General features: G+C 51.8%; 10 protein-coding genes and 1 riboswitch. Of the genes, 9 read left to right on the forward strand and 1 reads right to left on the reverse strand.

Going from position 1 to position 12,629, the window contains the following annotated elements:
- Nucleotides 1-127 precede the first annotated feature (127 nt).
- From DN599_RS09060 to DN599_RS09070, 3 genes are all read left to right on the forward strand, one after another.
- Entirely contained in the window at nt 128-1,519 is a 1,392-nt protein-coding gene (locus DN599_RS09060) for an NAD-dependent succinate-semialdehyde dehydrogenase (protein WP_110457286.1), read from the forward strand.
- A gap of 619 nt (nt 1,520-2,138) precedes the next feature.
- Nucleotides 2,139-2,426: a sll1863 family stress response protein gene (locus DN599_RS09065; RefSeq protein ID WP_110457526.1), complete on the forward strand. Its 288-nt coding sequence runs from the start codon at nt 2,139-2,141 to the stop codon at nt 2,424-2,426.
- A gap of 53 nt (nt 2,427-2,479) precedes the next feature.
- Nucleotides 2,480-2,962 (forward strand): sll1863 family stress response protein, encoded by a 483-nt coding sequence (locus tag DN599_RS09070; RefSeq protein WP_239473270.1) that lies wholly within the window; start codon nt 2,480-2,482, stop codon nt 2,960-2,962.
- Between the two features lie 235 nt (nt 2,963-3,197).
- On the opposite strand, the gene metH is transcribed toward DN599_RS09070, so the two are convergent.
- A complete protein-coding gene (metH, locus tag DN599_RS09075; protein WP_110457287.1) occupies nt 3,198-6,920 on the reverse strand; it encodes a methionine synthase in 3,723 nt (1,240 codons plus the stop codon).
- A gap of 329 nt (nt 6,921-7,249) precedes the next feature.
- On the opposite strand from metH, the gene DN599_RS09080 reads away from it, so the two are divergent.
- The 6 genes from DN599_RS09080 (at nt 7,250) to cobU (ending at nt 12,611) form a co-directional block, all read left to right on the forward strand.
- Nucleotides 7,250-7,855, forward strand: coding sequence for a histidine phosphatase family protein (locus tag DN599_RS09080; RefSeq protein WP_162599184.1), 606 nt, complete (start codon nt 7,250-7,252; stop codon nt 7,853-7,855).
- 153 nt (nt 7,856-8,008) lie between these two features.
- Nucleotides 8,009-8,179, forward strand: a riboswitch (cobalamin riboswitch).
- A 153-nt stretch (nt 8,180-8,332) separates the two neighbouring features.
- Nucleotides 8,333-9,127, forward strand: coding sequence for an ABC transporter ATP-binding protein (locus DN599_RS09085; protein WP_110457289.1), 795 nt, complete (start codon nt 8,333-8,335; stop codon nt 9,125-9,127).
- Nucleotides 9,127-10,191 (forward strand): FecCD family ABC transporter permease, encoded by a 1,065-nt coding sequence (locus DN599_RS09090; protein WP_420820863.1) that lies wholly within the window; start codon nt 9,127-9,129, stop codon nt 10,189-10,191. The genes DN599_RS09085 and DN599_RS09090 overlap by 1 nt, the downstream gene beginning before the upstream one ends.
- A 38-nt stretch (nt 10,192-10,229) precedes the next feature.
- The gene (gene cobT / locus DN599_RS09095; protein ID WP_110457291.1) at nt 10,230-11,258 is read left to right on the forward strand and encodes a nicotinate-nucleotide--dimethylbenzimidazole phosphoribosyltransferase; all 1,029 of its coding nucleotides are present in this window, start codon (nt 10,230-10,232) and stop codon (nt 11,256-11,258) included.
- A 61-nt stretch (nt 11,259-11,319) separates the two neighbouring features.
- A complete protein-coding gene (locus tag DN599_RS09100) occupies nt 11,320-12,087 on the forward strand; it encodes an adenosylcobinamide-GDP ribazoletransferase (protein ID WP_110457292.1) in 768 nt (255 codons plus the stop codon).
- Nucleotides 12,084-12,611 (forward strand): bifunctional adenosylcobinamide kinase/adenosylcobinamide-phosphate guanylyltransferase, encoded by a 528-nt coding sequence (gene cobU, locus DN599_RS09105; protein ID WP_110457293.1) that lies wholly within the window; start codon nt 12,084-12,086, stop codon nt 12,609-12,611. Before DN599_RS09100 ends, cobU begins: the two co-directional genes overlap by 4 nt.
- Nucleotides 12,612-12,629: the final 18 nt, after the last annotated feature.

Here is a 12,629-nt window from a genome sequence, read left to right on the forward strand (position 1 = left end):
TAGGAAAATCTCCAGAAGTCAAAATCGATAACGTTATTAGCACCATCAATCCAGCGTACTTATGGCTTGTCCTCGGCTGTTCATGGGGGGCATTAAAATCTTATTTGTTAAACACTTGGAGGAACATATGGCTTATGCAACGATCAGTCCTTTTACGGGTGAGCTCATCAAAGAGTTCCCAAATGCAACAGATGTTGAAGTAACGCAAGCGATAGACTCGGCTCATCAGGCCTTCTTGAACTGGCGTAATGTCTCGTTTACCGACAAGGCTGCCATCTTGTCCAGAGCTGCCGCCATACTCCGAGATAACAAGCGTCAATATGCTAAGTTGCTGACGCTGGAGATGGGTAAAATTATCTCCGAGGCCGAGGCCGAAGTGGAGCTGTCAGCACAGATCCTCGAATATTATGCAGAACATGCTGAACGGTTGCTCGCGCCGCAAAAACTGCCCGTTGCCGATCCCGCCGAAGGGGATGCCATGATAGTGCACGATCCCCTAGGCGTCTTACTTGCCATTGAACCTTGGAACTTCCCTTATTATCAGATAGCACGGATCTTGGCTCCTCAATTGTCTGCTGGCAATACACTGTTGCTTAAACACGCGTCCAATGTGCCGCAATGCGCCGCCGCTTTTGAAAGCTTGATGCTCGATGCTGGGTTACCACAAGGCGCGTTCCAGAATTTATATGCGACGCGGGATCAGGTTGAACAGATTATTAATTCGCCTAAAGTTCACGGCGTGGCATTGACAGGCTCTGAAGGTGCAGGTGCTATAATAGCCGCCCAGGCGGGTAAAGCACTGAAAAAATCGACGCTAGAATTGGGCGGATCCGATGCCTTTATTGTCCTCGAAGATGCCGAACTGCCTAAAACTATCGACTGGGCCGTATTCGGCCGTCACTGGAACGCCGGTCAGGTTTGTGTGTCGTCAAAACGGATGATCTTGGTTGATGCGATCTACGATACGTTTATGCAAGGTTATATTAAGGGGGTCGAGGCACTTAAGGCTGGCGACCCTATGGATCCGACCACAACATTAGCACCTTTATCGTCTCAAGGTGCTGCGGATGAAGTGAAGCAGAAGATCCGTGATGCGGTGAAATATGGTGCAACAGCCGTTGAAGTTGGCACTAAAGTACCAGAGCAAGGTGCCTTTGTACAACCAACGATATTGACCAATGTGACGCCAGATAATCCCGCTTATTATTGGGAGTTTTTCGGCCCAGTATCGACCATTTTCAAGGCCAGGGATGAGCAGCACGCCATTGCTATCGCTAATGATTCCCCTTATGGCCTTGGTGGTTCGGTATTTACTGCAGATAACCAACGTGGGTTGGGGGTGGCTAAGCAGGTTTCAACTGGCATGATGTTTGTTAATCATCCTACTATGGTTAAGGCGGATCTGCCTTTCGGTGGTGTGCGCCGCTCAGGCTATGGACGCGAGTTAATTGACTTAGGTTTAAAAGAGTTTGTAAACCATAAACTCATCAACGTGGTCGACATTAACGCGCCCTTCTAGTGTATAAGTAAGCATTTGAATAAGTAGCATTTGAATAAAAGCCTGACTGACATACTCAGTCAGGCTTTATTATGATCGCTGGGGTTAAGTCCTTAGTTGTGGTCTCAATGCTACATTTGAATTTCGAAGTTGTATTGGCTAGGCTTTATCATCAGGTTGAGTACATGAGTGTTCATAATTGACCTTAACAATAAAGGTACACTCAATTGCACTCAGCAATATCTGTTTTCAGCTTAACATTCGTATAGGTCATGAGTATTTATTGAACAGTTTTTGAGTGATAAACGTTTATGCGGTAGCCTTGATTTAATCATTCATTGAATTTAAAGGAGGCGTAGTGTATTTTTTGCCCCCTTTTTTTACCTCTTCACTCACATTATTTACGACTGTTCTGTCATGCGTAGAAATCAACGTTTTCTGATGTCGTTGTTAATTTAGCATCAAACATATTAGTCAATTTATCACGACAAAATGAAGCCACTTTTTTTAAGTTAATTATTGTTCTTTAATTAGTCAATTTAAGTCGTAGGCGCGAGCATATATAAGCTAATGGCATTAAAGCGATAACAATGAAGTGTTAAAAATGTTTGTTAACTTTTTTATTGCACAGGAGAACGCTATGAGTATGAAACAAGCATATGAAAAGAAATTACGGGCTCAATTGAACGAATGGAGCGCCGATATAGATAAGCTCAAAGCCAAAGTAGATAAGGCCGAAGCCGAGGTACAAATAGAGTATTATAAAAAAATCGACGAGTTACGGACAATGCAAAGGGATGTTGCGCATCAATTAACTGAGCTTCGAGAGTCGAGTGATGATGCTTGGGAGGATATTAAGGCGGGTATCAATAGTGCGTGGGATTCACTCGATGGAGCACTGAAGTCAGCGGCGCAGAGATTCAAATAACCGCAGGTGTTCATTTTATCTGCACTTCGACTAAGATAATAAGGAGATAGCTAATGAAATCATATGTTAATGCATTGATATTAGCCGCCGTAATGGGGGGTTTACCCCTGAGTTATGTGCCAATGAGTCATGCACAGACCGATAATGACAAGGCGAGTGAAAAAACGTCGATTGAAGATATTAAGCAAGAAACCCAAGAGATGCTCAAAACGATTGGGGCGTACAGCGCCGATAAACGAGATCAAGCGGTTAAAGAAGTCAAAGAGAGCCTTGATAGGTTAGACAAGCACATCGATGCGTTAGAGGCGAAGACAGATAAAAATTGGGATGCAATGAGTGAAGCCGCGCGTAAAGAAGCCCGTGAAAATCTCAAAGCACTCCGTAAGCAACAGAATAAGGTCGCCCAGTGGTATGGCAGTATGAAATCCAGCTCAGCCGATGCATGGGATGAAATGAAACAGGGGTTCTCTGATGCCTATCAAGATTTGGAGAAGTCTTGGGAAGAAGCCGAAAAAGAGTTTGAGTCTAAAGAATAACTTGGCCTAAATAAGGTTATTTTGCCCACCCCACCATTTTTCGTGGGGTGGGTTTTTCATCCATCTAGATGATGGACTTGCGTCTGAGGCTCTAGTGGGCTTCCGATCCATAACAGATGCGACTTACCTTGGCCGTAAGGCCGTATGGGTTAGTGAGGCGAAGCCACAGTACTAATGTTCAAACGAAGTTTGGGTAATCAAAGGAGTCAAGGTGATGACTCCACATCTCTCCCCGTTAAACATCATAATCCAATACTGGTGCTAACCAACGTTCGGTTTCCTCGATACTCATTCCCTTACGTGCGGCGTAATCTTCCACCTGATCGCGGCCAATATTGGTCACGCCAAAGTAGCGTGATTGCGGGTGGGCGAAGTACCAACCCGATACCGCGGCGGTGGGGAACATGGCGTAGCTTTCGGTAATATTGAGCCCAATGGTTTCATCTGGCTTAAGCAGGTCCCATAACAAGCCCTTTTCGGTGTGATCTGGACAGGCGGGGTAACCCGGTGCTGGGCGGATACCTTTGTATTTTTCGCGAATGAGTGCTGTGTTATCGAGATCTTCATCGGCGGCGTAGCCCCAAAACTCTTTACGCACTCGCTCGTGCATGCGCTCGGCAAAGGCTTCGGCCAGACGGTCGGCTAAACATTTGAGCATGATGGCGTTGTAGTCATCGTGGTTGGCTTCGAAACGGGCAATATGCTCGTCGATTCCATGACCTGCGGTGACGGCAAAACCGCCCATGTAGTCGGCCACGCCTGAGTCTTTGGGGGCGACAAAATCAGCCAAGCAGAAGTTGTCGTTGCCTACGCGCTCTATCTGCATCCGCAGGTGGTGGGTCGTCATCTCCACTGTGGTGCGGGTTTCGTCGGTGTAGAGCTCAATGTCGTCATGGTTAACGGTATTGGCGGGGAACAGGCCGATAACGGCTTTGGCGGTAAGCCATTTTTCGTCGATGATCTGCTTAAGCATGGCTTTACCATCGGCGAATAGCTTACGGGCTTCTTCACCGACCACCTTGTCGTCCAAGATTTTCGGGAAATGGCCATGCAGTTCCCAGCTGCGGAAAAACGGGGTCCAGTCGATACGCTCGACTAAGTCTTCCAGTGGGTAGTCATCGAACACCTGACGCCCAAGTCGATTAGGGACAAATGGGGTGTAATTGGCCCAATCGTGCTGGCAGCGGTTGTCGCGCGCGGCGGCAATGGGGATGATCTGTTTGCGTTTTTCTTGTGAGTTACGCTTGTCGCGCATCATCTGATATTCATCATAGGTGGCATCGATAGTGGCTTGACGCGTCTCATTGCTGATAAGTTTCGATACCATAGGCACGGCGCGTGATGCGTCGGCAATATAGATGGCGCCTGTTGGGGCGTGGGGCGCGATTTTAACCGCGGTATGAATTTTCGAGCAGGTCGCGCCGCCGATGATCGACGGAATGGTAAGCCCCGCCTTATGGAAGGCTTTAACGTTGTGCACCATCTCATCGAGACTCGGGGTGATTAAGCCTGACATGCCGATGATATCGACATTTTCCGCCTTGGCGACCTCGACGATCTTCTCAACGGGGACCATCACCCCAAGATCGATCACCTCATAGCCATTACAGGCCAGCACCACGCCGACGATGTTCTTACCGATATCGTGCACGTCACCTTTAACAGTGACCATCAAGATTTTACCGTTAGACTGACCTTCGACTTTTTCCAGTTCGATATAGGGGTTTAAGTAGGCGACCGCTTTTTTCATTACTCGCGCCGATTTGACCACTTGGGGCAAAAACATCTTGCCCGAACCAAAGAGATCGCCGACCACGTTCATGCCATCCATGAGCGGTCCTTCAATCACATCCAGTGGCCGAGTCGCCTGCTGTCTTGCTTCTTCGGTGTCTTCATCGATAAAGTCGGTAATGCCTTTCACTAGGGCATGGGCAAGGCGTTGGCTCACCTCCCAGCTGCGCCACTCTAAATCCTCTTTCTTGGCCGCTTGGCTGCCATCACCGCGAAACTTCTCGGCGATCTCAAGTAGTTGCTCGGTGTTATTTGAATCTGCCACTGGGCAGGGCAGGTTTTGCACAACCGCTTCGACGCGCGCTTTTAACTCGCTGTCGATATCGTCATAAATCGCCAGCTGACCCGCGTTGACGATCCCCATGTCCATTCCCGCTTGAATCGCATGATAGAGGAACACGGCATGAATCGCCTCACGCACCGGGTTGTTACCACGGAATGAGAACGACACGTTCGATACCCCGCCCGAGATCATCGCGTGGGGTAGGGTGCGTTTGATCTCACGCGTGGCCTCAATAAAGTCGACAGCGTAGTTGTCATGCTCGTCAATACCGGTAGCAATGGCGAAGATGTTGGGGTCGAAAATAATATCTTCTGGCGGGAAGCCCACCTTATCGACTAACACCCGATAGGCGCGGGTACAGATCTCGATCTTACGTGCCTTGGTGTCTGCCTGACCTTGCTCATCGAACGCCATGATGATGGCCGCGGCGCCATAACGTTTAACCAATTTGGCGTGGTGAATAAATTGCGCTTCGCCCTCTTTCAACGAGATGGAGTTGACTATGCCTTTGCCTTGAATGCACTTAAGGCCTGCCTCTATCACTTCCCATTTAGAGGAGTCGATCATAATCGGCACCCGGCTGATATCGGGCTCAGAGGCGATAAGCTTAAGGAATTTCTGCATCACCTCGACGCCGTCGAGCATGCCTTCATCCATGTTGATGTCGATGATCTGGGCGCCGTTTTCTACCTGCTCACGGGCGACGCTGAGGGCGGTTTCATATTCGCCATTTTTGATCAGCCGTAAAAAGGCAGCCGAGCCGGTGACATTGGTGCGCTCGCCCACGTTCACAAACAGCGAGTTGGCATCTATGGTCAGTGGCTCAAGCCCCGACAAGCGGCAAGCCACTGGGATGTCGGGCAGCGCTCGCGGCGCATGGGAGATAACCGCCTCGCGAATGGCGCTAATATGGGCCGGTGTACTACCACAGCAGCCGCCAATAATGTTTAAAAAGCCCTCTTGGGCCCACTCACCAATAACGCTTGCCATCTCTTCGGGGCTTTCATCATAGCCACCAAACTCATTAGGCAGCCCCGCATTGGGGTGCGCCGACACATAACATTCGGCAATTTTTGACAACTCTTGCACGTAGGGGCGCAGCTCTTGCGGGCCAAGGGCGCAGTTAAGGCCAATCGACAGTGGCTTAACGTGGCGCAGCGAGTTGTAAAAAGCTTCGGTGGTTTGCCCTGTGAGGGTGCGGCCCGAGGCATCGGTGATGGTGCCTGAGATCATGATGGGCACGCGCAGCGCAAGCTGTTCAAATACCGTTTCTATAGCAAACAACGCGGCTTTGGCGTTGAGGGTATCGAAGATGGTTTCCACCATGATGATATCGGCGCCGCCTTCAAGCAGCGCCTCAATCGACTCAATATAGGCATCGACCAGCTCATCGAAGCTGACATTACGGTAACCGGGATCGTTAACATCTGGGCTAATCGAGCAGGTGCGGTTGGTGGGGCCTAGTACCCCGGCAACATAACACGCACGCCCCGTTTCTGCGCTGACTTCATCGGCCGCGGCGCGGGCAAGACGCGCGCCTTCAAGGTTAATTTCAACAGACAGATCTTGCATCTCGTAGTCGGCCATGGCGATACGAGTGGCGTTAAAGGTATTGGTCTCGATGATATCGGCGCCAGCGAGTAGGTACTGTTTATGGATATCTTTGATAATGGCTGGCTGAGTCAGAACCAGCAGATCGTTATTACCTTTGACATCGCAGGGCCAGTCTTTAAAACGCTCGCCGCGAAAGGCGGCTTCCTCAAGCTTATGATCTTGGATCATGGTGCCCATGGCACCGTCGAGGATTAAAATACGTGATTCGAGCTGCTCGCTGATCTGCGCTGTTATCTGTCTTATTGGGGTAACAGGGGGTCGGGTCGCCATAAAATTCTACCTATATCCTACTCGATGCATGTTCACGACTGCCGATGCAGTGCGACGAGGGTGTGATCACCCTGCTATTATTTTTAGATGTATAAACGTATAGACGTCTATAGTGATTGCTATAGTAAGCGACTTATTAGGCTTAGGGCAAGTCAAAAGAGTATCAGTTTTCCCCCCTCGTTAGCCCAGTGGCTTATAGGCTGCCGCTTAGCCTGTGGGTGATGTTTATTTTGGCACAATTGCAGCCCGCGGGGCAGTGTGAACCATATTGCATTGTCGCCTTGTCTCGGCGTATGCTGCCACGGCATGACAAATATCAAGGTAAGCCAATGACACAAACGATTTTTTATTTAATGCGCCATGGTCAGTGCGAGGGCGGCAATGTGTTGCGAGGCCGAAGCGACCTACCTTTGAGTGAGCTGGGATTTGCCCAGATGCAACTGGCCTGTGCGACTAAATTACCCGAGACGATAGATGCGCTGGTGACCTCCCCCCTAAGCCGCTGCCAAGGGTTTGCCGAGTATTACGCTAAAAAAAAGCAGTTACCTTGCCATGTCGAGGCGGGTTTGATGGAGATTGACTTTGGCGACTGGGACGGTGAGATGATTGATACCTTGTTCGCTGAGCATAGCGAGGCGCTTAACGCCTACTGGCAAGATCCTTGGCGCGCGCCATTGCCAGGCAGTGAGCCGCTAGATGCCTTTGAGCAGCGTATCGAGACCTGTATCGAGCAAGTGTTACATAGGCACAGTGGCAATACCCTGCTGCTTATCACCCATGGTGGGGTTATCCGCCATTTGATGGGGCTGGCGCTGGGGATCCGCGGCGAAGTTGGCTTCTATACCCAGTTAAGTCTCGATTATGGCAGTGTGGTTAAGTTAAGCCACTTGGTCGATAACGATGGTAAAGGCTATTGGCGCTTGCATTGGAGTTAATGGTTAAGCTCAATGTTGGGGCGTTAGTTATCAGCGTTTGTCGTTAACCAGTGCGGCAAATACAAAAGGTGGTTTGCCTCCTAGGGGAAATACCGCATAATAGCCAACAATTTTAGGTGTCTAGCATACAGATGACGCCGAGCGTAAGGTGTTGAGCAGCGACTCACTTAACGTGGGTCGAGTAACTCAAACTTAATAGGGAATTGGGGAGTGACCTAAGGTCATCAGCCCAAACTGTACCCGCAACTGTGAGTGTGTTGAGTAAGGCAATTGGCCTTGTCTGCAACCACAAGTCAGGATACCTGCCTTATGCTATAGCCTAATGACTCAAGCGGGTGACTTGAGGGAGCTAAAGATGAACAACCGACTTGGGGCGTTAGCCCCGCTTGACAGCGACAGGTCGACACCTACGCGGTCGCAACACATTTTACCCTATTGCTTTGCGGCTTGGATGGTGAGCCTGTGACGTCAATCCCTATGGCGTTATCTGCCCAACACCTTAGTTGGCGCGTGGGCGAGCGCGCCATTTTGGCTGATGTCAGTGTCGAACTGCCCCAAGGTCAAATGCTGGGGATCATCGGCCCTAATGGCGCCGGCAAATCCACCTTACTGCGCTGTCTATATCGTTATTTGACCCCAAGCCAAGGCGATATCACTTTATTTGGCCGAGCGGTGAGCGACTTTTCGGCGCGATCCTTTGCCCAGCAAGTGGCGGTGGTGCTGCAAGACACGCCGCACTATTTTGACATGACCACGGCGCAGCTAGTGGCGTTAGGGCTGACGCCCCATAAGGGAGCGTTTTCGCTCACCAGCGACCAAGACAAGCACGAGGTGCGTCGCGCCTTAGCCACAGTAGGTTTAACCGCGTTGGCCGACCAAGGGTATGAGCAACTTTCTGGCGGCGAGAAACAACGGGCGTTGATCGCCCGTGCCATAGTGCAAAAGCCCAAGTTGTTGATCCTCGATGAGCCCACCAATCATTTAGATATCCGTTATCAAATACAGATCTTAGAGCTACTGCGTAGCTTAGAGATGACGGTGGTTATCTCGATCCATGACCTTAATTTAGCCAGCGCCCTGTGTGACCAATTGCTGCTGCTCGACCAAGGCCACGCAGTTGCCCAAGGCCGCCCCAATGAGGTGTTGACCGAGCAGCGTATTGCAGAGGTCTTTGAGGTGTGCTGCCAAGTGAGCCCGCACCCCCAACACGGTAATCCGCAAATTAATTACTTTTATGGCTACCATAATGTCACCCAAGGGGAGACGCCATGATGCGCTCGCCCGGATTATTGGCCAGCGAGCGTCTTTGGCGCGGCCTGCTATTGGTCACAGGGTTTGGGGTATTAAGCCTAATGACGCCGCTGTTAGCCGCCAGTTTTGGTGCGGCGCACATCGACTTTAACCAAGTGGTCGATGTGGTGCTGGCCACCCTTGGCGGCGAGCGTCCAAGCAGCGTCACCGCCCGCATTGTGATGGAGCTGCGGATGCCGCGCATCGTGCTGGCGTTTATCGCCGGTTTTGGTTTAGCCATCGCCGGCGCCGTGCTGCAAACTGTGACCCGCAATCCACTGGCCGACCCTTATCTGTTTGGCATCTCTTCTGGCGCCTCCTTTGGTGCCGTAGTGGTGCTTACCCTGTTTGGCGGTGCGGGCGCGCTATCGAACGCCTTATCCATATCATGGCTTGGCAGCGTCAGCCTGCCGATGGGCGCCTTTATTGGCGCCAGTCTCGCAGTGCTGATGGTATTGGCCTTGTGCGGCCGCGCCATGAGCACTCAAATCGAGCGCATGCTGCTTTCTGGGGTGGCGATCTCCTTTATGTTTGGTGCGCTTACCAGTTTATTACTCTATTTTTCGGGCCCTCAGGCGGCCGCCTCTGTGCTGTTTTGGAGCTTGGGCAGTTTTGCCAAGGCCAGTTGGTCTGGCTTGGGGCTGCCCTTGTTGGTGGTGGCAGGCGCAACTGTGATCATCTTGCTGTTTAAACGCCAGATAGTTGCCATGAAAGCCGGTGATGAAACCGCCCACACGTTAGGGATCGATGTGCAGCGCCTGCGCCTAGCCATGTTGCTTTTGTGCTCGTTAATTACAGCCGTGCTGGTGGCTAACTGTGGCGGAATCGGCTTTGTGGGTTTGATGATCCCGCATATGGTGCGCCTGTTGCTGCCTGGTCGCTTCGCCTTGTTGACCACAGGGGTGGTGGGCGGGCTATTTATGATCTGGGTCGATGTATTAGCCCGTTGCTTGCTGAGTTACCAAGAGCTGCCTATCGGCATTATTACCGCGGTGATCGGCAGTGTGTTTTTCTTGTTTATTTTAGGCAGCAAGCGCCGCGGCTAAAGGCGAGGCCAGCTGCAGTCCCGTTAAGGATATAACCCATGTTTAGCGTAACGCCGGTGAACCACCAATTTGATGGCGAGATTCAGCAAAAAATCGATTGTAAAACCAAGCCTTTAGGCGCATTGGGCCGACTCGAACCCTTGGCGCTGCAAGTGGCGCAGGTGCTGGGGGCAACGTGTCCGACGATTAAGCAGCCTAAGCTGCTGGTGTTTGCCGGCGATCACGGTATTGCCAGCGCGGGCGTGTCGATTGCCCCTAGCGAAGTGACCACCCAGATGGTGCTTAATTTTCTGCATGGCGGCGCGGCCATCAATGTGTTTTGTGCCCAAGCAGGCTTTGAGATGGAGGTGATCGATTGTGGTATAGCCCATCCAGTTACAGGCCATGAGGCACTTATCGATCAGCGCCTTGGCGCCGGCACGCGCGCGTTTCATCTCGAGGCGGCCATGTCAGCTTCCAGTGTTGAGCAAGGCTTTGCTATGGCGAAGGCGCGGGTGGCCTTGCATCATGACAATGGCACTAATCTCATTGCTTTTGGCGAGATGGGCATTGGCAATACCTCCTCGGCGGCGGCGATTATGGCGGCGCTCTTACCTGTGGATGTCGCCGCTTGTGTTGGGCGCGGCACTGGTATCGACAGCGAAACCTTGCAGCGTAAACAGGCCTTAATCACTCAAGCCTTACAGCTGCATCAAGGGCAATTAAACACACCACAGCAGATATTGGCGGCGCTGGGCGGCTTTGAAATTGTGCAGATGACCGGTGCCATGTTGGCGGCGGCCGAGCTGAAAATGCTGATCTTGGTCGATGGCTTTATTGCCACCGCAGCCGCACTACTGGCGGTGACCATCGCCCCAGCGGCGCGTGATTACATGATTTTTGCCCACCAATCAGATGAGGCTGGGCATCAGTTGATGCTGCAACATCTGCAAGCTGAGCCGCTATTACAGTTAGAGATGCGTTTAGGTGAAGGCACAGGGGCGGCGCTGGCCTTACCGTTAGTGCGCGCTGCTGCGGCGTTTTATAACGAGATGGCGAGCCTGCAAGATGTAGGCATCGCGATTTAATCCATTTAACCAGCGATTTAGAACATTGCACTAACAGGGCAAGCGGACGGGAGTGAAGCCGATGCTGCAGAAAGAGTTAAGCCTATTTTTGATTGCCATGGGCTTTTTTACCCGCATTCCTATGCCTCGCTGGGTCGAGGTTAACAGCCAGCGGCTCAATCAGGCGAGCCGTTACTTTGGCTTGGTGGGCGTGCTGGTAGGCGCGATAAGCGCGCTGGTTTATACGCTGGCCAGCATGGTGCTGCCCAGCAGCGTTGCCATCATCTTGGCGATGGTAACCAGTGTGCTGGTGACTGGCGGCTTTCATGAAGATGGCCTCGCCGATACCGCCGACGGTTTTGGCGGTGGCTGGACGCTGGCAGATAAGCTCAACATCATGAAAGACTCGCGGATCGGCACCTATGGCGTGTTGGCCTTAGTGTTTGCGCTGTTGTTTAAGTTTGTGCTGCTCAGCGAAATCGCTCTGTATCAGGCCGATTTAGTGGCGGCGGCGCTGATAGTGGCCCATTGCCTTAGCCGAGTCGTGGCGGCGTCGCTGATTTTTTCTGAGCCTTATGTGCGTGAAGATGCCAGCAGTAAGAGTAAGCCGCTGGCACAATCGCAAACCGTCAATGAGTTGCTGATATTGCTGGCCAGCGGAGTGATCACCTTATGGATGGCGGGCATCGCCAATGCGCTGAGTTTGTGCGCCTTGCTGTTGCTGGTGCGTTACCTGCTTATCCGCGGTTTTAGGCGTCAAATTGGTGGCTACACGGGCGATACCTTAGGCGCGGCGCAGCAGGTGGCAGAGCTTACCTGTTACCTGTTTATCTTGGCCATCACCCTATGATCCATTTGGTATTAGGTGGCGCGCGCAGTGGTAAATCCAGCCATGGTGTGGCGTTGGTATCGCACTATGTTGCCCGCGGCGCCGAGGCGTTATTTATCGCCACTGCCCAGGCCTTTGACGATGAGATGAGGGCGCGGATTGCACGTCATCAAGCCGAGCGTGCGGGCGATGAGATTGCGTGGCGCATGCTTGAGTGTCCACTGGATTTAAGTGAATGTTTGGCTCAGCAGGCTCACGCTAAGCAGGTGATCTTAGTCGATTGTCTTACTTTGTGGCTGACCAATCAGTTGCTCAGCGACGAGCACGACTGGCCGCAGGTGAAGGCGCAGTTGCTGGCAACCCTTACGGCGCTCCCGGGCGATGTTATTTTAATCTCCAATGAGGTGGGCAGCGGCATAGTCCCAGCCGATCCCCTGAGCCGGCGCTTTGTCGATGAAGCCGGTTGGTTGCATCAGGCGATAGCGGCCCTTGCCGATGAGGTGACCTTAGTCACCGCTGGCCTGCCGATGCGCTTAAAGGGATAAACAATAAGATGATGAGAC

The organism is Shewanella algidipiscicola, from assembly GCF_900380485.1.
In the GTDB taxonomy this organism is placed as follows: Bacteria; Pseudomonadota; Gammaproteobacteria; order Enterobacterales; family Shewanellaceae; genus Shewanella; species Shewanella algidipiscicola.